The sequence below is a fragment of the Pseudonocardia sp. GCM10023141 genome, from assembly GCF_042653605.1.
Window position 1 is genome coordinate 37,515 of sequence record NZ_JBHSIR010000019.1, and the last position, 20,337, is coordinate 57,851.

A 20,337-nucleotide genomic window follows, 5' to 3' on the forward strand; every position below is an offset into this window, starting at 1 on the left:
ACCGAGAGGACACCGTTCATGAGCTACGTCATCGGCGCATCCTGCATCGACGTCACCGACCGCGCGTGCGTCGACGAGTGCCCGGTCGACTGCATCTATGTCGGCGACCGCATGGCCTACGTCAATCCCGCCGAGTGCATCGACTGCAGCGCGTGCGAACCGGTCTGCCCGGTCGAGGCGATCGTCCCCGAGGGGGACGTGCTCGACGAGGAGAAGGAGTTCGTCGCCACCAACGCCGCCTTCTTCGTCGAGATCCTGCCCGGGCGTTCCGAGCCCCTCGGCAACCCGGGCGGAGCGGGCGAGGTCGGCGAGATCGGCGCGGACGCCGCCTTCGTCCGGTCCTACCAGAGCCCGTGACCGCCGCCGGCGAGCTGCTCGCCGCCCGCACCGCGTCGCACACCGCGGTGGTGGCCGTCGTCCTGCGCAGCGCGCGCTGGCCCTACTCCTGCGGGCTGGCCCACTTCGCCCGGCAGCAGGCGCAGGAGTGGGCCGCCGCGGGCGCGGAGGTGCTCGTCGGGGTCGACGAACCACCGCAGCGGTTGCAGCGCATGGCCGCGGCATGGGGACTGTCGGCGCGGTTGCTGCCCGCGGCACTGGTCGAGCGGCTCGCCCGCGAGCTAGACCTGTGGGACGGCCCGACGGGGCGGGCCGACGACGGCATCGGCCTGCTCGCCCCGGACGGGGCCTGGATCGCCCGGTGGGACCTCACCGACCCGTTCGGCGAGCCGGACCCGGCAACTGTCCTGTCCGCCTTGCCACACTTGGGGCTGCCGCCCGCGCCACCACCGCCCGCGGCTCCAGTCGCAGCGCCCGCGGCGGGCATCCCCGACCGTGGGGTCTGCGATCCGGCCGCCGCCGCGCAGGCGCTGCGGCGCGCCCGGGCCTCGGCCGTGCGGACGACCCCGCTGATGGACACGCCGTCCGCCGCCGCCCGGACCGAGCGGGCCGTCCGGTTGCTCGGCCACTACCTGGACGCCCTCGACCCCCGCGCATCCGACACCCGCACACCCGATCCCACCGGAAAGGTCAGGCACTGACCGTGCACGCCACCGACACATCCGAGACCCACCCGTCGCAGCGGTCGATGGACCGCGTCGTCGTACGGCTCGCCGGGGACTCCGGCGACGGGATGCAACTGGCGGGCGAGCGCTTCACCGCGGAGGCCGCGGCGTTCGGCAACGACCTCGCCACCTCGCCGAATTTCCCGGCCGAGATCCGCGCACCGCAGGGCACTGTCGCGGGGGTGTCGTCGTTCCAGGTGCAGATCGCCGACTACGACATCCTCACCGCGGGCGACCGCCCCGACGTCCTGGTCGCGATGAACCCGGCCGCGCTGTGCGCCAACCTGGCCGACGTCCCGATCACCGGGATGATCGTCCTCGACGCCGACGAGTTCACCGCCCGCAACGTCACGAGGGCGGGCTACACCCGCGACCCGCGCACCGACGGCAGCCTGGCCGACTACCAGGTGCACGAGGTCGCGATGGCGACGCTGACCCGGGAGGCGGTCGCCGCGACCGGCCTGGGCAAGAAGGACGCCCAGCGCTGCCGCAACATGTTCGCCCTCGGCCTGCTGTCGTTCATGTACGGCCGCTCGAGCGAGGTCACCGAGACGTTCCTGCGCGCGAAGTTCGCCGGGGCACCCGCCGTGGCGGAGGCGAACGTGCTGGCGTTCCGGGCGGGCTGGAACTACGGCGAGACCACCGAGGCGTTCCCGACGGTGCAGGTCGCACCGGCCGTGCTCGCGCCCGGCACCTACCGGCAGATCACCGGCAACACTGCCCTCGCCTACGGCCTGGTGACGGCGCAGGAACGCTCGGCGCTGCCGCTGCTGTTCGGCGCCTACCCGATCACCCCGGCCTCCGACGTGCTGCACGAGCTCACCAAGCACAAGAACTTCGGGATCCTCACCGTGCAGGCCGAGGACGAGATCGCCGCGGTCGGCGCGGCACTGGGAGCGTCGTTCGCCGGGGCCCTCGGCGTGACCGCGACCTCCGGGCCCGGCCTCGCGCTCAAGGCCGAGACCATCGGCCTCGGCGTGATGACCGAGCTGCCGATGGTCGTCATCGACGTGCAGCGCGGCGGACCCTCGACCGGCCTGCCGACGAAGACCGAACAGGCCGACCTGCTCCAGGCCCTGCACGGCCGCAACGGCGAGTCACCGGTGCCGGTCCTCGCCCCCCGCTCGCCCTCGGACTGCTTCGACGTCGTCCTCGAGGCCGCCCGCATCGCGCTCACCTACCGCACCCCGGTGATCCTGCTCTCCGACGGCGCGATCGCCAACGGCTCCGAACCCTGGCCGATCCCGGAGATCGAGGACCTTCCCGACCTGCGCGTCGACTTCGCGACCAGCCCGAACGCCCCCGACGGCTCGGAGAGCTACTGGCCCTACCTGCGCGACCCCGAGACGCTGGCCAGGGAGTGGGCGATCCCGGGGACCCCCGGCATGGAACACCGGATCGGTGGCCTGGAGAAGAGCGACGGGAACGGGGCGATCTCCTACGACCCCGCCAACCACGACCGCATGGTGCGGCTGCGCCGGCGCAAGATCGCCGAGATCGCCGTTCCCGAGGCCGTCGTGGACGATCCGCGCGGCGACGCCGACGTGCTGGCGCTCGGCTGGGGCTCGACCTACGGCGCCATCGGCGCCGCGTGCCGCCGGATCCGCCGGCAGGGACGCTCGATCGCCCAGGTCCACCTTCGTCACCTCAACCCCCTGCCGCCCGGCCTCGGGGACGTGCTGCGCCGCTACGAGCGGGTCGTGGTCCCGGAGCTGAACCTCGGGCAGCTCGCGTCGATCCTGCGCTCCACCTACGTCCTCGACGTCCGGTCGATCACCAAGGTCACCGGCATGCCCTTCACCGCAGAAGAACTGCAGCTCGCACTCACCGACTCGATCGAGGGGACCGTTCCCGCATGACCGCCACCACCGGTCACCGCCTGCCCGCCGACCCGGCCGGGACCGTCCTGCCGGAGATTGGCGGCCTGCTCGACGGCACCGGCCTCGTGCCCCCGGCCGACCTCCCGCTCACCGCCGCCGACTTCAAGTCCGACCAGGAGGTCCGGTGGTGCCCCGGGTGCGGGGACTACATCGTGCTGAACACTGTGCAGTCGTTCCTGCCGACGCTCGGGCTGCGCCGGGAGAACATGGTGTTCGTCTCCGGAATCGGGTGCAGCTCCCGGTTCCCGTACTACCTCGAGACCTACGGGATGCATTCCATCCACGGCCGGGCCCCGACGATCGCCACCGGCATGGCCGTCGCGCGCCCCGACCTGTCGGTGTGGGTGGTCACCGGGGATGGGGACGCCCTGTCCATCGGGGGGAACCACCTGATCCACGCCCTGCGCCGCAACGTCAACATCACGATCCTGCTGTTCAACAACCGCGTGTACGGGCTGACCAAGGGGCAGTACTCGCCGACCAGCTCCGCCGGAACCGTCACGAAGTCCACCCCGATGGGATCTGTGGACACCCCGCTCAACCCCGTCTCGCTGGCCCTCGGCGCCGAGGCGACGTTCGTCGGGCGGGCCCTGGACTCCGACCGCGCCGGCCTCACCGCGGTCCTGACCGCCGCCGCCCGCCACCGCGGCTCGGCGCTGGTGGAGATCTACCAGAACTGCCCGGTCTTCAACGCAGGCGCCTTCGACGACCTCAAGCGGAAGGACACCGCCGCCGAGCGGATCGTCCGGCTGCGTCCCGGCATGCCGATCCGCTTCGGCCGCGACCAGGAGCTGGGCGTGCGGGTCGGCCCGCGCGGCGGTCTCGAGATCGGCGAGGTCGACGCGATCGGCGCGGAGTCCGTGGTCGTCCACGACCCCACCGTCGACGACCCCGCCTACGCCTTCGCGCTGTCGCGGCTGGGCGAGCAGGACCTCGCCCACGTCCCCGTCGGCATCTTCCGCCAGGTGCAGCGGCCCACCTACGACGACGAGGTCCGCGCCCAGGTCGACCGCGCCCGCCGGCGGGCCGCCCCGGACCTGCGCAGCCTGCTGCGCGGCAAGGACACCTGGACCGTCGCCGCATCGCCGGTACCGGCGGGTGCACGGTGACCGGCACCGTCACCGCCCGCCCGGACGAGGCCGCGGTGCGGGCCGCGCTGGCCACCGTCGAGGACCCCGAGATCCACAAGCCGGTGACCGAGCTCGGCATGGTCTCCCGCGTCGTCCTCGGCGACGACGGCACGGTCGCGGTCACCCTGCTGCTCACCGTCGCCGGCTGCCCCCTGAAGGACACCCTGATCCGCGACACCACCGCCGCCCTGGCCGCGGTCAGCGGCGTCCGCGGCGTCTCGGTCGAGTTCGGGGTGATGACCGACGAGCAGCGCACCGCGCTGCGCCGCTCGCTGCGGGGGGACGCCGACGAGCCGATCATCCCGTTCGCCCGGCCCGGCTCCACCACCAGGGTCTACTGCGTGGCGTCCGGGAAGGGCGGTGTCGGCAAGTCGAGCGTCGCGGTCAACCTGGCGGCCTCACTCGCCGCGCGGGGCCTGGCGGTCGGCATCCTCGACGCCGACATCCACGGCCACTCGGTGCCCCGGATGCTCGGCGCCGCCGACGCCCGCCCGACCCAGGTGGAGCGCATGATCATGCCGCCGCGGGCGTACGGGATCCGGCTGATCTCGGTGGGGATGTTCACCGACGGCAACGCACCCGTCGTGTGGCGGGGGCCGATGCTGCACCGTGCCCTGCAGCAGTTCCTCGCGGACGTGTTCTGGGGCGACCTGGACGTCCTGCTCCTCGACCTGCCCCCTGGCACCGGTGACATCGCCATCTCCCTGGCGCAGATGCTGCCCACCGCCGAGATACTCGTCGTCACGACACCGCAGCAGGCGGCCGCCGAGGTCGCCGAGCGCGCCGGCACCATCGCCGTCCAGACCGGGCAGCGCATTGCCGGAGTGGTGGAGAACATGTCCTGGTTCGAGACGCCCGAGGGTGCGCGGATCGAGCTGTTCGGCAGCGGCGGTGGTGCGGCCGTCGCGCAGCGGCTGACCCTGGCCGTCGGCACCGAGGTGCCGCTTCTCGGGCAGATCCCGCTCGACCAGCGGCTGCGCGAGGGCGGCGACGCCGGGCATCCCCTCGTCCTGGGCCACCCGGACGCGCCGGCGGCACGAGCGCTCGTCGCCGTGGCCGACCGGCTCGCGGTGCGCCCGCGCGGCCTCGCCGGGAGACGTCTCTCGATCACCCCGAACGCAGGCCGTCCGAGCTGAGCGGATCCGACCCGCAGAGCCGCGCTCCGGGGAGGCCCGCGAGACCCTGGAGACGATCGGCACCCGGGTCGTGGCGCTCTCCGTCGACGACGGCGCCACCACCAAGGCCCTCGTCGGCAAACACCACCTGGCCTTCCCCGTCGGCCATAGCGCCGACGCCCGCGCCGTCGCCGAGGCCACCGGCGCCTACGTCAACCCCGAGCCCATGTACCTGCTGTCCACGGCTTCGTGCTCGATCCTGCGGGAGCGGTCGTCGTCAGCGTCTTCTCGAGCGGCGCCATCGGTATCCGCTACATGCGCGAGCACGGAGCTGAGCGCCGATGACCCGCGTCATCGCCTTCGACGTCAACGAGACCCTGCTCGACCTCGGAGCCCTCGACGACGCGTTCGTCGAGCTCTTCGGCTCCGCGGCCAGTGGTTCGCCCAGCTGTTCCAGCTCACCTTCGTGGGGGGGCCTGACCGGCGACTACGTCCCCGGAGCGTCAGGGTCGACATCGGCGAGGTCCGGCTGGTCGCTGGCGCGCTCGGGGGACGTCTCCGGCGCGCTCGCGGCCGGGTGCAAAGCCGCTTTCGTCGCCCGGCCCGGGATGGCGCCCAGTCCATTCGGGCCCCAACCGGACGTGGTGGGCGCGGACGTGGCGGAGGTCGTCGACCAGATCCTGGCCCGCGACGTCGATCCGGGCGGTGCCCCGTAGCCGATCGTCGGGCACCCGCGATCGGGTGAGGAGGCCGGGCCTCGCCGGACCGGGGCTGGGCGGCCTTGCTCGCCGCGGTGACGAGCTCCTCCTCGAGCGCTCGATCCGCGCGGCCGGCGCGGTGTCGCAGAACCAGCGGTGATCTCGTGGTCGCCTCGGAGGTGGACGCGGTGTCGGGCCCGACGGTAGGCATATCGTGTCGCCGCGCAGCGGTTCCGGTCGCAGGTCCGGCTTCGTAAGAGGTGTGCGGGTGCCCGCCACGACGGTGATCACCGTGCACGACACCCGGGCGCGGTGGGCGGACCTGTGGGTCGTCGCCGCCGTGGTGGTGCTGATCGCCGGGTCGGTGATCGTCGGTCGGCGGCTGCTCGCCGCGGGCGTGGACATCTTCCTCGGCTTGCCGCCGCTGCTGGACGTTGCGCCAGGCGCGCTCTGCCGGGATCCCGTCGAGGTCGGGTAGTTCGATCTCGAGAACCAGCTCCTGACCGCCGGGCTCGTAGGTTCCGCGCCCGCCGTCGAGGAGGCCGCGCAGGAGGGTGGAGGCATACAGGATCGTCGCCGCGAACTCGCCGACGGTGTCGGGATCGCCTGCGGCCACCGCCGTTGCCGTGGCGGTCCATGTTGTGTGATGGGCGCGGCGCCGTTGGCTGGCGGCGTCCTGGTGTTCCTGCAGTAGTGCCGCCAAGCCCTCCTGGCGTTGTCGGTCGTAGTCGGTGATCGCCTGCGTGAACTCTGCCCTGGCCACCGTGACGGCACGGTCATAGCGCCGCCGCCCGAACATGCCCGGCTCCGCGGGCGCGAACGCTGACCAGGCGGGGCGCGGTGGCGCAGGAACATCATCGAGCGTCGGCGGGGTCGTGGTGGGGAGGGACGCGGAGAAGAACGCGAGGTCGCGCGCCGGTTCGCGGGCGGCGCTGCGCAGCAGCCCGGCCAGCTGCGCCACGATGGTCTGCACGTTCGCGTCGAGTCCGGCAGCCTCGTGTTCCTGCTCCGCGCGGACGCGGCGCGTCTGTTCGGCTCGTTCTACACGGTCGGTGGCCACCGCGGCCCGCCGGGCACGTTCCTGATCGGCTGCCATCGCCCTGAGGAACTGCTTCTCCGCCGTGCGCTGCGCGCGGCGTCGGCGTTCGCGGTCCGCCGCGACGTCACTCCAGATCGATGTCATGTCGTCACCCCCCGCGATCAGCTGACCACACCATGCGCTGCGCACGGCACCACCGGTTGAGCGAGACATCAACGGCTCCGGCCCGTGGTGATCCGGGGGTGTGGGGAGGCCGGTGGCCGGCAGCAGCCCGCCTTCATCGCCCGGCGGGACAAGCGCCGGGACCCCGCAAGCCGGCGCCCGCAGACCCGGCACGGTCGCCGTTCCCGGCCTGCCAGCAACACGCAAAGAAATCTTCGCGAACTCTCCTCCTCCTCCTCGTCGGTTGCTGGTAGCACGACACCGTGACAGCCAGCGGGGTTACGCGTCGAACTCGAAGGTCGCGACGACCGGTGCGTGATCGGATTCTGGGTATTTGCGGTCGATCGCGAATGCTGCTGACTCGTCGTGTAACACCTCGTTGTGGATTTCGGAGCCGCGGTATCCCGCGAGCATGTTGCGTGTCACGAGCATGTGGTCGAGCATCTCGCCTCTGCCCTGGTGGTAGAGCGTGTAGCGCGACGACGCCGGCACGGTGTTTTCGATGGGGACGAGTACCCGGCGGGCCAGGTCGCCGTTTCCGGTATTCTCCACGGCGCCGCGGATGGCCTGCACGGGAACTTCGTCCGGGGTGGCGTTGAAGTCGCCAGCGACGATGATCATGGCGTCGGGGTCGGCGGTGAGGATGGTGTCGACCAGGCGCCGTACCTCCAGGGCTTGACTCATCCGCTTCATCGAGGACAGGAAGACACCCTCGGCCCACGCCTCCGCGGTCTTCCAGGTGAACCCGTCGAGCTTCTGCCCGGGGATGTCGGTCGGGATTTTCGACTTCAGGTGCACGTTGATGACGTGCAGGATCGCAACGCCAGTGTCGATCGTGACGTGCAGGATCGGTCGTTCGATCCCGATCGGTGTGGCTTCGGTGTCGGGTGGAACAGCGGTCAGACGGAGGTACATGGGCTCGGCGACGAGCTTGTTGCGCAGCTGCTCGCGGGCCAGGACCTGATGGTGGGTCGCGACCACGAGGTTGCGTTCGTCGTAGACGCCATCGTTGTCGGGTTTGCTGCTCACCAGGTTCGCACCGGCGAGGTTCGTGCCCTCCAGTAGACGTTGCAGAGCCAGCAGCGCGCGGGGCTGGCCGGGCCGCTCCTGGCCGTTGACCTCCTGGAAGCACGCGACGTCGGCGCGTAGGCGGACGATCTGCGGACGCATCAGCACGATGCGCTCATCGAGTGAGGGCCGCTCCCCGTCACCGGTCTCGTCGAAGTTCTCCAGATTGAACGTGGCAATCCGTACCGTTGTCACGATTTCACCTCTCGCATGCACGGCCTGCTGGTACCGACACCCGGTGGGCATCGTTCGACACACGGCCAGCTGCGGTACCCGGGTGCTCGGCCGGTTGCCCACGCTGGCACAGGACACCGTCTACCTGGGCGCGGCGCGTGTCACGAGTACCCGGCTACTTGCGCACCAGTACCGGCCCGGGGAACACGGCCCGACGGTGATCAGACGCGCGATCCGCCGCTGGCGTGGACGCACCGGTCGGTTCAAGGACAGCGGACAGCCGGCGCAAGACGAGCTGTTCCTCCACGTGTGGCTCTGCGAACCGCTGGCTGAGCCGCAGGACGGCGCCTGGATCGTCCGGCGCCGTTCCCACGGCGGCCAGTGCAGCGACCACGACCCCCGCCATCGTGGCACTGCGATCTAGGGTCGCCGGCACGGCCGGTCCGGCCGCGCTCAAACAGCAGCTCCTCCGCATTGTGCCGGCTCAGCCACGTAGGGAGCACCGCGTCCGGCTGCCTCCTGTTCGAGACCCGCCCACCCGTGGCCGGACGGGTAACGGCACGGTAGGGCTGCCCGGCCGGTATGAACTGACCGCCCTGAGCCGTTCACCCGCGTGGCGCTCGTGCCCTCGGTCCAAAGGGGTCGGCGGGTTCAGTCGAACGATGCTGGTTTCGGATACCGGATGTCTCGATCTCTCAGCCATGCCGTTGCCGCCTGGGCTGCGCGCTTGTCCAGGCGCATGGCCAGATCTGCGATGCGCCAGTCGAAGGACTTGGCGAGCTCGACGACGATCAGCGGGCGGGCGGTCTCCGGGCTGGTCTTTGTCGCGGCGGCCATGACTTGCAGGCGGGCATGATGCCGCGGCCATGATTCAGTGATCGCTGCGGTCTGTTGCCACGCCACGTCGAGGAGCGTGGTGGCTCGCGCTTGGCTGGTGGCCGCCAATGCGGATCGGACGAGCAGGTCGACATGGATTTCTTCGTCGAGTCTGCCGCGCAGTGACGAGTACAGCTGCTCGAACGATGCCGGGTCGTCGGCGACCGCGATGGCGAGGTGGGTTCGAAGGCTCGTCGAGGGTCGGCGTATATGGGCGAGCACCTCCTTCGCGAGTTCCGCTGGTTTCTCCGTCGACTCGAGGAGCTGGCCGATCGCGTCGTGGAGGTCGCTTCGCTCGACAGTGCCGGCGAGTGACGCGAAGTATGGGCCGCGCCGTGAGGTGGGCAGTGCGCCGGCGGCCCTCACGACGGCGGTGTGGAGGGCTCGGCGACTCGGCTCGTGGTCGACCTCCGCCGCCACGGCGAGGGCTGCCGAGAGGCTGGTGGCGGCCCGTTCCACGAACCCGCTGCGGGCTTCGGAAGCGGCGATCTCGGTCATCGCGTCGGCCCGGACGTAGGGGTCGGGGTAGTCCGCGATAATTCGGTCGGCGAAGTCGAACGCGTCCGTGGTGCCCAGCGCGGCGGCGGTGGCGGCCACTGTGATCAGTCCGTAGTGCTCGTTCTGCGGGTTGGAGAGCTCGGCCGCGCGGTCGAGGACCGCCCACACGCGCGCCTGATCGCCGATGCGACTGGCCGCCTTGGCCACTTCGATGTGCGCATCCACCTGGTGCCGGACGCCGGTAACCAGGCCGAGTAGGTCATTGGCGATGGCGCCGCGCGCGGGGTCGTATGCGGCCAGGATCCGCACGATCTCGACGACGGCGTCGTCGAGCTGGTCCGGGTCCTCGATCTCGCCAAGAATGGCGATGGCCCGCTCCACGTGTCCCAGGCGCGCATACAGCTGCGCGATCTGCGAGATGGAGTGCCAGCTGATGTGACCGGACCAGTAGTTGGGGGTTTGCAGGCGACGGGTGTCTGACTCCTTTTGTCGCGCCGCGTCGACGTAGCGCAATGCGCGGGCAGCGTCTCCCGAACTGTGGGCCAGGTCGGCGAGCGTCAGCAGCATGCCGACCGACTCGTCGGACAGGCCGGCCAACCGTTCGGCTATCTCGAGTGGGTAGCCCTTGGCCGCTGTCTGCACGGTGTGGAGGATCTCGGCGGCCCCGACCCGGTCGCCGACCGAGTCGAGGATGACCTTCACGCCGTCGGTGTCGCCAGCCCTGGCGTCAGCCTCCGCGACGACGGATAGCAGTCTGATGTGTTCAGCGGTGAGATGGTCAGTCGTCGACACCAGCTCGGCATTCTTCACCAGACGGCGCGCGTCATCGAGGTCGTGGAATGCGATCGCGCGGGCAAGCAGGGCATACGCGACACCCTGCATGTAGTACAGCGGAATGTCCGGTATATGTTGCTCGGCTTGACTGATGAGGGCGGGATTGAGGGTGCGCGCCGCGGCGTCGATCTTGTATATCAGTGACCTGCTCAGTTGGTCCGGCTCGGGGTCGTAGTCGGGAGCTTCGGCGACCGCCACGGAAAGTAGGTCGCACGCCCCTGACACGTCGCCTGCGGCGAGTGCTTCGTGCAGGCCCCCGGCGAGTTCGACGTCGTAGTCATTGCTTTCCCACGGTTCGGACGCGATGGCGGCGGCGGCGGCGAGAAATCCGGCGGCCCGGTCCGATTCGCCGAGGTCCTCCGCGACAGCGGCGAGCTCGCGGAGTGCCCAGGCGCGATAGGGGGGAGCGGTGAGATTGGCTGCCAGGTATGCGGCGCGGCCCCATTGGTGCACGGCGCCCCACGCGACCGCGATCTCCTGGGGTAGGTGGCCGACCGGCGTCAGGAGCTCATCGCGGTGAATCGCCAGCACCAGTGTGCTGACGATGTCCTCTGCGCTGACGGCGGCCGTTAACGCGTCGTCGATCTCCCGCAGCGCTGCGGTGTCGTGCCCGGCACGGCTACGCAGGAGGGCGGTCCGCGGGCGGCTGGGCAGTCGGACCAGTCGTGCGGTGTCGTTCACGGTCGTGAGCAGAGCGGTGTAATGCTCGCAGAGATACCCCGGGGTGGACTCCGGCCAACCCAGATCTGCGTAGTGCTCGGCCCACGAGTGGATCGCCTGCCGTGACCGGCGCGTCGCCGCCATGCCCAATGTCTCGGCTGCGGCGGCACGCAGCTGATCGTGCGCGAACACGTAGCCATCCGACGTGAGCTGCAGGATGCGCGGGGCCCGCACCCGCATCACATTCTTGATGCGGGTCAGCGACAGGGCCTCACCCCGCGGGAGGTGTTTGCCTGCCAACTCGTCCACGTCGGACAGCCTGAGAGGGCCCTCGGCGGCCGCGCACAGGCCGAGCACGGTCTCGGTCGGCTGGTCGGGGTTGCGCACAAGCAAGTCGTCCAGCTCCTGGATGGCCCTCTGCTCGAGCTCGCTTGCATGTAGGCTCTGGGTCATCTCGAGGACGTAGTCGGCAACGGCCAGAGGGTGCTCGGGCGGCAGCAGGCTCGGCACCTCGACGCCGGGTCTGCTCAACACGATCAGCCGAGCTCGAACCGGAATGAGGTCGGCGATGCGTCGTTGGTCGTGCGCCTCATCCAGGCCGTCGAGCAGGAGGACGAGCGTGCGGTTGTTCGCGGCTGAGTGGCTTTCCGCGCGGGTCCACAGTTCGGTGAGATCGTCCAGATCCGGCCCGGTCGGCGCGGTCTCACCGCAGATCGCGGCGAGCTGGTCAGCCACGGTCTGCTGGAACTCGCGAGCCTGCTGACTGAGGCGGCGCGAGAAGAAGAACGCGACCAGGTCGACATCGGTCGGTGGATGCAGAAAGAAGTGAGCGGCGAGGGTCGTCTTGCCGTACCACGGCGGCGTCATCCACCACTGGGACCTCGTGCCGGACTGGGCGAAGGACCCCAGCCGGTGAAGCTCGGTGGAGCGCTCGTCAGCGGGGGCCGAGAACCAGTCGGCCACCCTGTCCAGGTACGTCGGCCTGCGACGCATCAGCTCGGGCTGGGTGTCTACATGGTCGGCGGTCAGTAGCGCGTGCAGCTCGTCGAGCCGATCCTGCCGCTCGGTGAACTCCGGGCGCGCCCTCATTGCCCCGGGGATCAGGTGCCGCAGTGGCACCGCCACAAGGACCCCGGCCGTGTGCGCCGCTCGCGTAACCACCCCGACCAGCAGGTCGTGCGAGAAGACCGCTGCCCCGGAGAAGCCCTCCCAGCTTTCGCCCACCGTGTTGACGCGCGTGTCCCGGTCCAACTCGAACAGGCCGGTCTTCGGGTTGGTCAGCGGACTGATGAACCCCATCAGCTCGTGCCCGTCCCGGACCACCGCCCCGCTGGCGAGCGTTCTCGTCTGGAACCGCGGGTATCCCATCGACCGGTACGGGTACCGCTGCGTCGCGCCCGCAGGCGCTACCCCGAACCGCACGGCAGCGCAGTCACGTGGCTGGGTCAACTGGAGTACCGCGACATCGAGGTCGCTCGCCTGTGCGGTCCACACCACCCGCGCCGGATACCGCTGTGGATCGCCGCCGTGCCCGTAGCGCACGTCCACCTGGCCGGCGAGGCCGGCCACGACGTGTCGCGCCGTGAGAACCAGACTCGGGCTGATCTGGTACCCCGATCCCAACCGGGCCGACTCCCGTCCCGTTGGCGCGATGACCTCGACCACCTGCGACGGTCGCAACGGAAAGCGGCGGTGCGGAGCCATCGGCCCGACTACTCGGGCACGGTGCCGCGATAGAGCTCGGCTACGTCGAGATCAGAGCCGTCGACCGCTTTCGGGGTCAGGGTGAAATGGATGCGCTGTGTCGCTGTCCGAGACCCGGACCCGCCACCGCCCACTGTCACCACCCACAACTTGACCTCGGCCTTGGCGTCAGCTGCTACCGTGGTGGCCACCTCCAGGTCCAACTCGACCGGCCCCACAACGAACCGGACCGGGCTGGACGCGCCCTCTGCGACCGCGGCTTCGAGCTCCGCGCGCAGTTGCCTGATCCACCGGGACAGGGATATGAGCCCGGGCTCCGCTTCAGCCAATCCACACCACCTTCCATGATCACGACACAGGCCAGCGTAGCGAGCGCGCCAGCCTGGCGACCATAGTCCCGCCGGGAGACCGACGGAGGAATTGCCGAGACCTGCGGATGGACGCTCGACGGATCTCCGGTGTCGTTTCGTTGATGTTCAGGTATTCCCCGGAACGGCCGCGCGAAGGTCGAGGAGTTGCTGGGTGTGTCGGCCATGGCGTCGAGGACCGCGGCGTCGTCCCGACCGGCCAGCGTGCCCACGGGGTCGAGACCCGCGTCGAAGGCCAGGTGGACGTGCACGTCGACGAGCCCGGGCAGCAGCGAGGCGCCGGGCAGCTCCAGCGGCTCGGCGTCCGGCGGCGCGGCGGCCTGCAGCCCGAACGCGACGGAGGCGAAATGGCCGTCCTCGACCACGACGAGCGGATCGGCCCGGATCGGCGTCCCAGCTCCGTCGAACAGGCGTGCCACGCGGATGGCGATGCGGTGCCGGCGCCGGTCTATCGCTGTGGTGTGCGTCGTCGTCTGGGTCATGGCGGGGCACTCGACGACGTCACGAGCTGGGCGACATCGGGGGAACCACGTCGAGCGGTACGGGCCTGCGCTACGTTCGCCCGGTGGAGCCCAGGTTCGTCGGTCGATCCGCCGAGCTGGACGAGCTGGTCGGCCGGTTCGAGGACGCGCTCGCCGGGCGGCCGGGGGTGGCGCTCGTCGCGGGCGAGCCGGGGATCGGCAAGACCCGGCTCGTGGCCGAGGTCTGCCGGATCGCCGGGAGCAGGGCCGTTCCGGCGTTGTGGGGCACCTGCACTGACGAGGAGGGTGCGCCCGCGTACTGGCCGTGGCGGCGGATCCTGCGTTCGTGGATCGCCGCCGCCGGCCCCGAGGCGGTGCTGCCCGAGGTGGCGGCCGAGCTCGTCCGGATCGCGCCGGAGCTGCGTACCTCGGGTGCGGTTCCCCCTGGCCCCGCGGGGCCGGAGCAGCGCTTCGCCGCATTCGACGCCGCCGCGTCCTTCTTCACGGAGGCCGCCGCGCCGGGCGGGCTCGTGTTGGTGCTCGACGACGCGCAGTGGGCCGACCCCGCATCGCTGGCGCTGCTCGGCCACGTGGCCAGGCACGCGCGCGACGCTCGACTGCTGCTCGCGGTCACCTACCGGCCCCGTGAGCTCGGCGACGATCCCGCTCGCACCGCGGCCGTCGCCGACCTCGCACGGCTGCCCGGCACGGTTCGCCTGGAGCTGCGCGGCCTCGACGAGCACGCCGTCGCGGCAGCACTGACGGATCGGCTCGGTAGGCGGCCATCGGCGGAGGTCGTGGCGACGGTCGTGCGCCGCAGCCGTGGCAACCCGTTCTTTGTCGGGGAGCTGGGCCGGGTGCTGGCCAACCCCGGTGCGACGGGTGACCAGGTGCCCGGTGCTGTCCGCGACGCCGTCCGGCGCAGGCTCGACCGCCTACCCCCGGCCAGTAGAACGGTGCTGGACGTCGCGGCGGTGATCGGCCGCGAGTTCGATCTCGAGATGCTGGCCGGGGCAGCCGGAGTGTCCGCGGAGACGCTGCTCGACGAGCTGGAGCCGGCGCTCGCCGACGGCCTCCTCGACCGCCCACGTGGAAGCACCGCCCTGCGTTTCGGCCACGACCTCGTCCGCGAGACCCTGCTGGTGGAGCTCGCCCCGGCCCAGCGGACCCGGGTCCACCACCGCATCGTCGCCTTGCTCGAACCGATGGCGACCGACCCCGACGTCGCGCCCGAGCTGGCCCACCACGCGCTCGCCGCGCTCCCGCTCGGCAGCCCCGCGGCCGCGGTCGGGTGGGCCCGGACGGCTGCCGAGCAGGCCATGGCACAGCTCGCCCACGAGGAGGCGGCGCGGCTGTACACGCTCGCCGTCGATGCCGGCCGGAGCGTGTTGCCGGCCGCCGCGCGCGCCGAGCTGCTCATCGCGGCGGCGCACGCGTACGCGGCCGCCAACGCCGTCGCGACCACGACCGAGCTGTGCACCGAAGCTGCCGACCTGGCCAGGCACATCGGCGACCCGCAGCTGCTGGGCAGAGCCGCGCTGGTGATGCCCGGGGTGTCGGACCTGACGTGGCTGGCGGTGTCGAGGCAGTGGTGCGAGGAGGCACTGCGGGATCTCGCCCCGGCCGACAGTCCGCTGCGAGCCAGGCTGCTCGCCCAGCTCTGTCACGCCATGGTGGTCGCGGCCGACCATGACGGGATGGACGACGCGAGCGCGCGTGCGTTGGCCATGGCGGAGCGGCTCGGCGACCGGGAGTCGCTGGTCAGCGCCCTGCGGGCGCGCCAGCTGGCCCGGTCGAGCGCTGATGGCAACGCGGAGCGCGCGGCGTTGGGCGGGCGGATGCTCGCCCTCGGCGAGTCCACCGGCGACGCCGACGCTGCGCTGTGGGGTCGCATCTGGCGCTTCGACGCGTTCCTGCAGGCCGGCCGGATCGCCGATGCCGAGCTGGAGCTCGACCGCGTCGAACCGGTCGTGGCCCGGCTGCGGCTGCCGCTCGCCCGACTGCACCTCATCCGGAGCCGGGCGGCGCTGGCCTTCGGCCGCGGTCAGTACGCCGACGCCACGCGGCTCAACGACGAGGCGATGCGGATCGCCGAGGACGGGCAGCACTCGGGGGCTCTCCTGACGGCGACCGCGGTGCGGTTCACGCTGAGGATGTTCACCGGCAGCAACGTCGAGGTCGATGCGCTCGAGTCGATGGCCGAGCACGACAGCCCGTTCGTTGCACTCGTGCGCTCGTGGCTTGCGCAGTGGCTGATGGCGGTCGGTCGGCTGGACGCCGCGCACCGGTGGTATGCGCGCCTACCCCCGCCGGGTTCGCGGCGGCTCCTGCCGTTCATGGTGATGCCCGTCCTGACCCACCGCGCCCTGCTCGCCACCGACCTCGGCGACGCCGCATCCGCAGAGGTCTGTTACCGGCTCCTGCTGCCCCACGCCGATCTGCACGGCGTCGGCGGCGCGGGTGCTGTGACCACCGGCGGTTCGGTGCAGCTCTACCTGGGCACGGCCGCGCTCGGCGCGGGACGACCTGAGCCCGCCGTGCGCCATCTGCGGGCCGCGATCATTGCCAACGAAGCGGTGGGGTTCGTCCCCTTCGCGGCGATGTCGCGGTACCGGCTCGCGGCAGCGCTGCGGGCCCGCGGCCGACCGGCTGACAGCGACGAGGCCGTCGCTCTGCTCGCGGCCGCCGACACCGTGGCCGATCGGATCGGTATGGCGCCACTGCGCGCGCAGATCGCGCGGCTCGCCGGTCAGGTTCGGGACGGGGGTGTGTTGACCCACCGCGAGACCGAGATCGCCGAGCTGGTCGGCCGCGGGCTCACCAACCGGCAGGTGGCCGCTTCCACGCACATCTCCGAGCGCACCGTCGAGAGCCACGTGCAGCACATCCTGGCCAAGCTCGGGTTCAGCAGCCGCAGCCAGATCGCTGCTTGGAGCGCGCGCCGCACCGGCTGAACCGGCCGAGTACCCGTACCACCTATCCGTGGTTTCCGGGATGGCCGGATCCGCGGGGCCGATGACACTCGCGGCATGTCCACGACAGCGCGCCCCACGGGTCCCCCGTCGATCCGTGTGTGCGGCCGGGAACCTGCCCGGATCGGGCGGGAGCTTCGACCCTGGCACCCGGGAGATCCGGACGGTCATCGTCGCATCGACCACGACGTCCAGGAGGAGCCGAATGTCGGACAGCAGTGATTGCTCTCAGAACGACCGGACGTTGCTGAGAGCAGCAGCTGACGGCGACGACGACGCCCTTGCCCTGATCGTGGAGCGCTACACCGAGATGGTCTGGTCGATCGCCCGCAGCTTCCGGCTGGCCCCGGCCGACGCCGCCGATGCCGCGCAGACCACGTGGCTGCGACTGGTCGAACATCTCGACCGGATCACCGGCCCCGACCGCCTCCCCGGCTGGCTGGCCACGACCGTCCGCCGCGAATGCCTGCACCAGCTGCGCCGTTCCCGTCGCGAGCAGGTCGGGCTGCCCTCGATGCTGCCGGACAGCCCGCCCGACGATCAGGATCCGGTGGACGCCAGGCTGCTGCGCAGCGAGCGCGACCTTGCGCTGCATCGAGCATCGGAGTCGATCCGGCCGCGTTACCGGCAACTCCTGCGCGCGCTCATGGCTTCGCCGCCACCGACGTACGCGGCGATGTCGCGGGCACGCGACATCCCGATCGGCAGCATCGGGCCGAGCCGGCGGCGTGCACTGGACACCCTTCGTCTGGCGACCCGACGTTCATGAGGAGCACCGGATTGTCCGCACGTGGCGGTACCGACCAGACCGAATCGAGTAGTCCACTACGCAGGTCGCGAGCGGGCGCCTCGCACAGAATCGCGTCCATGATCGAGCCGTCATGGAACGTCCCCGGGTATCGGCATGTCAGGGAGCTCGGCAGCGGGGCGAGCGGCACCGTCGTACTGGCGACGGACCGGTCCGGTGCGTCCGTCGCGATCAAGTACTTGGCGGCGGACCTGCTGGCCGACCCGGGGTTCCGGGCGGAGTTCCGGGACGAGGCGACGCTGCTGTCCGGGGTGCACGACCCGCATGTGGTGCGGCTGCTCGCCTTCCAGGAGTCCGCGGCGGGTGCGGCGCTCGTCATGGACCTGGTTGACGGGGCGTCGCTGCGGGCGTTGCTGCGCGAGCACGGTCCGACCGAGCCGGAGGCGGCGCTGGTGGCGCTGCGCGGATCGTTGCTGGGGCTCGGCGCGGCGCACGCGCAGGGGGTGGTGCACCGGGACTACAAGCCGGAGAACGTGCTGGTCACCCAGGCCGGGCGCAGCATCCTCACCGACTTCGGCGTCGCGGCGCGCGCCGGCACGGCGGGAATGACCTCGGGAACGCCCGAGTACATGGCGCCCGAGCAGTGGCAGGGCAGGCCGGCGAGTTTCGCGGGCGACGTGTACGCGGCGGCCGTCACCTTCGCGGAGTGCCTCATCGGCCGGCCCCCGTTCGACGCGGACGACCTCGACGCGCTGCGCCGCCAGCACGAGCGCGCGCCGGTCCCCGTCGCCTGGCTGCCGGAGCCGGTGCGGCCGCTGCTCGAGCGGGGCATGGCGAAGGACCCGGCGCAGCGCCCGTCGGGAACGGCCGAGTTCCTCGCGGAGCTGGAGGCTGCGGCGACCGCGGGTTACGGGCCGGACTGGGAGGAACGCGGTCGCGACCAGCTGGCCCGCCGGGCGGCTCTGCTGGCCTTTCTGTTTCCGCTGGCCGGCGGGGTGGTCGGCGGGACAGCGATCGCCTCCACCGTGCTCGGCCGTGCGCGGCCAAGCGGGCGGGTGCTGGCCGCGGCTGGGGCGGTCGCGGTACTCGTGCTCGGCGGCGGGGCGGTGCTCTTCGCCGGGGTGCAAGAGCCTCCGGTCGTCGTCGCGGCACCGGGCGGGTCCCTGACTGCCGGAGCCCCGGCCCGGTCGCCAGAGTCCGGGGCGGTGCCGTCGGTCGTCGGGTCCGGGTCGGGGCCCGAGGTTCCCGCCGCTGCAGCAGCACTGCGTCAGCCGGCTGCGCCCGTGGCCGGTGGCGGCACCTCCGCCCGGCTGCTCACCGGGCCGGCCGAAGTCGTCGACGAGGAACCGGCGGCCGGCGAGCCCGGGGGCCAGTTCGCCGACACCGCAGCCGATGACAGCGACACCGATGACACCGCCGCCGATGACACCGCCGCCGATGACGCCGATGACGCCGACGCCGGGGACGGGTCGGCCGGAGGTGCGGCAGCCGGCGGATCCGACGACGGTGCTGGCCTCGGTCAGGGCAGTGGCTCGACCGACGGGAACCAGGGCAACGACAGCGGCTCGGGCAGCGGGGCACCTGCTGCTGGCGTCGGCGACGGCACGGGGATCGGCGGGGGCACCGGGACCGATGGGCCGGGAGGTACGGGTGGTGCGACTGGTGCCGACGACGGTGTGGGTCTCGGTCAGGGCGATGGCTCGATCGACGGGAACCAGGGCAACGGCGGCGGCTCGGGCAGCGGGGCGCCGGCTGCTGGCACCGGCGACGGCACGGGGATCGGCGGGAGCGGCGGGACCGATGGGCCGGGAGGTACGGGTGGTGCGACTGGTGCCGACGACGGTGTGGGTCTCGGTCAGGGCGATGGCTCGATCGACGGGAACCAGGGCAACGGCGGCGGCTCGGGCAGCGGGGCGCCGGCCGCTGGCACCGGCGACGGCACGGGGATCAGCGGGAGCGGCGGGACCGATGGGCCGGGAGGTGCCGGTGGTGCGACGGGTATCGACGACGGTGCTGGCCTCGGTCAGGGTGACGGCTCGACCGACGGTAACCAGGGCATCGGTGGTGCGAGCCCCGAGCCCGACGGCGGCGGCGGCGAAGGCTCGGACGGAAGCGACGACCCGCCGTTGATCGACCTCGGCGTGCTCACGGTGCAGTTGTGATGGCCGCCGAGGACCGCCCCACCAGTGCAGGGCGCCGTAGGGCGGACGCGGACGACACCGGCCTCGGCCTCCCGACCGCCGCGGGGTCCGATGGCCCCGACGTTGCACGAGATGGCGCCACTCGATCCGGGCGCAGACCGGACCCGGTCGCACGCGTCGCGGATCCGGCACCGTCTGATCGGGCCACCCGTGCCGGGCGGGGCCGCCCTGAATTGGTGGACGAGCGGGCCACCCGTCTCGGGCATGCGGTGCGCAGGCCCCCCGGCGTGCCAACCACGGCTGCGCCCACGCCGACGTGGCCGGTCGCGGCCCCGCTGCGACGGACGCGGCGCCGTTCCCAGACCGGCGGCGTGATCACGGCCCTGATCGCGGTCGCCGTGCTCGCGTTCCTGCTGACCCGGCCCGAACATCTGCGCGTGACTGCGGCGACCGTCGCACCTGCCGTCGAGCCGGGCACGTCGTGCGACGTGACCGTGGATGTCGTCGGCACGGCCACTACGAACGGCAAGCCCGGGGTGCTCACCTACCAGTGGGTGCGCAGCGACGGCCAGGTGTCCGCCGAGCTGACCCAATCGATCGCCGACGGCGAGACGGCGCCGCAGGTCCATCTCATGTGGACGTTCAGCGGGTCCGGTACCTACCCGGCGAGCGCGACGCTGCGGGTGCTGCGACCCGATCCGGTCGACGCCGTCGGCCACTTCACCTACTCGTGCCGATGAACCTCCGG

16 protein-coding genes are annotated in these 20,337 nt (G+C 71.7%); 12 read left to right on the forward strand and 4 right to left on the reverse strand.

Translation table 11 applies throughout. The features are described from left to right. Positions 1–18 precede the first annotated feature (18 nt). From fdxA to ACFPFQ_RS10050, 8 genes are all read left to right on the forward strand, one after another. Positions 19–357 carry a ferredoxin gene (fdxA, locus tag ACFPFQ_RS10015; protein WP_379617132.1) on the forward strand — a complete coding sequence of 113 codons (339 nt, stop codon included), beginning with the start codon at positions 19–21 and terminating at the stop codon, positions 355–357. Next, positions 354–1,037: a hypothetical protein gene (locus tag ACFPFQ_RS10020; protein WP_379617134.1), complete on the forward strand. Its 684-nt coding sequence runs from the start codon at positions 354–356 to the stop codon at positions 1,035–1,037. Before fdxA ends, ACFPFQ_RS10020 begins: the two co-directional genes overlap by 4 nt. A 47-nt stretch (positions 1,038–1,084) precedes the next feature. After that, positions 1,085–2,920, forward strand: a complete 1,836-nt coding sequence (locus ACFPFQ_RS10025; protein WP_379617194.1) for a 2-oxoacid:acceptor oxidoreductase subunit alpha — start codon at positions 1,085–1,087, stop codon at positions 2,918–2,920. After that, positions 2,917–4,050 carry a 2-oxoacid:ferredoxin oxidoreductase subunit beta gene (locus ACFPFQ_RS10030; RefSeq protein WP_379617136.1) on the forward strand — a complete coding sequence of 378 codons (1,134 nt, stop codon included), beginning with the start codon at positions 2,917–2,919 and terminating at the stop codon, positions 4,048–4,050. The genes ACFPFQ_RS10025 and ACFPFQ_RS10030 overlap by 4 nt, the downstream gene beginning before the upstream one ends. Next, positions 4,047–5,207 carry an Mrp/NBP35 family ATP-binding protein gene (locus ACFPFQ_RS10035; RefSeq protein WP_379617138.1) on the forward strand — a complete coding sequence of 387 codons (1,161 nt, stop codon included), beginning with the start codon at positions 4,047–4,049 and terminating at the stop codon, positions 5,205–5,207. Before ACFPFQ_RS10030 ends, ACFPFQ_RS10035 begins: the two co-directional genes overlap by 4 nt. A 320-nt stretch (positions 5,208–5,527) precedes the next feature. Beyond that, positions 5,528–5,902 (forward strand): hypothetical protein, encoded by a 375-nt coding sequence (locus tag ACFPFQ_RS10040; RefSeq protein ID WP_379617140.1) that lies wholly within the window; start codon positions 5,528–5,530, stop codon positions 5,900–5,902. Between the two features lie 250 nt (positions 5,903–6,152). Beyond that, positions 6,153–6,362: a hypothetical protein gene (locus ACFPFQ_RS10045; RefSeq protein WP_379617142.1), complete on the forward strand. Its 210-nt coding sequence runs from the start codon at positions 6,153–6,155 to the stop codon at positions 6,360–6,362. A gap of 519 nt (positions 6,363–6,881) precedes the next feature. Next, positions 6,882–7,127 carry a hypothetical protein gene (locus tag ACFPFQ_RS10050; protein ID WP_379617144.1) on the forward strand — a complete coding sequence of 82 codons (246 nt, stop codon included), beginning with the start codon at positions 6,882–6,884 and terminating at the stop codon, positions 7,125–7,127. Between the two features lie 237 nt (positions 7,128–7,364). On the opposite strand, the gene ACFPFQ_RS10055 is transcribed toward ACFPFQ_RS10050, so the two are convergent. From ACFPFQ_RS10055 to ACFPFQ_RS10070, 4 genes are all read right to left on the reverse strand, one after another. Then, entirely contained in the window at positions 7,365–8,348 is a 984-nt protein-coding gene (locus ACFPFQ_RS10055; protein ID WP_379617146.1) for an endonuclease/exonuclease/phosphatase family protein, read from the reverse strand. A 630-nt stretch (positions 8,349–8,978) separates the two neighbouring features. Beyond that, entirely contained in the window at positions 8,979–12,860 is a 3,882-nt protein-coding gene (locus tag ACFPFQ_RS10060) for a trypsin-like peptidase domain-containing protein (RefSeq protein ID WP_379617148.1), read from the reverse strand. Between the two features lie 47 nt (positions 12,861–12,907). Then, positions 12,908–13,186 (reverse strand): trypco2 family protein, encoded by a 279-nt coding sequence (locus ACFPFQ_RS10065; RefSeq protein ID WP_379617196.1) that lies wholly within the window; start codon positions 13,184–13,186, stop codon positions 12,908–12,910. After that, positions 13,075–13,749 carry a hypothetical protein gene (locus ACFPFQ_RS10070; RefSeq protein WP_379617198.1) on the reverse strand — a complete coding sequence of 225 codons (675 nt, stop codon included), beginning with the start codon at positions 13,747–13,749 and terminating at the stop codon, positions 13,075–13,077. The genes ACFPFQ_RS10065 and ACFPFQ_RS10070 overlap by 112 nt, the downstream gene beginning before the upstream one ends. 83 nt (positions 13,750–13,832) lie before the next feature. Between ACFPFQ_RS10070 and ACFPFQ_RS10075 the strand changes: the two genes are divergently transcribed. The 4 genes from ACFPFQ_RS10075 (at position 13,833) to ACFPFQ_RS10090 (ending at position 20,329) form a co-directional block, all read left to right on the forward strand. Beyond that, the gene (locus tag ACFPFQ_RS10075; protein ID WP_379617150.1) at positions 13,833–16,682 is read left to right on the forward strand and encodes a helix-turn-helix transcriptional regulator; all 2,850 of its coding nucleotides are present in this window, start codon (positions 13,833–13,835) and stop codon (positions 16,680–16,682) included. Positions 16,683–16,944: 262 nt separating this feature from the next. Continuing rightward, the gene (locus tag ACFPFQ_RS10080) at positions 16,945–17,469 is read left to right on the forward strand and encodes a sigma-70 family RNA polymerase sigma factor (RefSeq protein ID WP_379617152.1); all 525 of its coding nucleotides are present in this window, start codon (positions 16,945–16,947) and stop codon (positions 17,467–17,469) included. Positions 17,470–17,567: 98 nt separating this feature from the next. Beyond that, complete coding sequence (locus ACFPFQ_RS10085) at positions 17,568–19,610, forward strand: protein kinase domain-containing protein (RefSeq protein ID WP_379617154.1); 2,043 nt, start codon at positions 17,568–17,570, stop codon at positions 19,608–19,610. A gap of 266 nt (positions 19,611–19,876) precedes the next feature. Further along, complete coding sequence (locus tag ACFPFQ_RS10090) at positions 19,877–20,329, forward strand: hypothetical protein (protein WP_379617156.1); 453 nt, start codon at positions 19,877–19,879, stop codon at positions 20,327–20,329. The last annotated feature ends 8 nt before the right edge of the window (positions 20,330–20,337 follow it).

What these genes read in the sequence shown, in the direction of transcription:
- ACFPFQ_RS10040 (WP_379617140.1), top strand. Translation starts at nt 5,528, where the DNA reads ATGACCCGCGTCATCGCCTTCGACGTCAACGAGACCCTGCTCGACCTC.
- ACFPFQ_RS10025 (WP_379617194.1), top strand. Translation starts at nt 1,085, where the DNA reads ATGGACCGCGTCGTCGTACGGCTCGCCGGGGACTCCGGCGACGGGATG.
- ACFPFQ_RS10070 (WP_379617198.1), bottom strand. Translation starts at nt 13,749, where the DNA reads ATGACCCAGACGACGACGCACACCACAGCGATAGACCGGCGCCGGCAC.
- fdxA (WP_379617132.1), top strand. Translation starts at nt 19, where the DNA reads ATGAGCTACGTCATCGGCGCATCCTGCATCGACGTCACCGACCGCGCG.
- ACFPFQ_RS10030 (WP_379617136.1), top strand. Translation starts at nt 2,917, where the DNA reads ATGACCGCCACCACCGGTCACCGCCTGCCCGCCGACCCGGCCGGGACC.
- ACFPFQ_RS10085 (WP_379617154.1), top strand. Translation starts at nt 17,568, where the DNA reads ATGATCGAGCCGTCATGGAACGTCCCCGGGTATCGGCATGTCAGGGAG.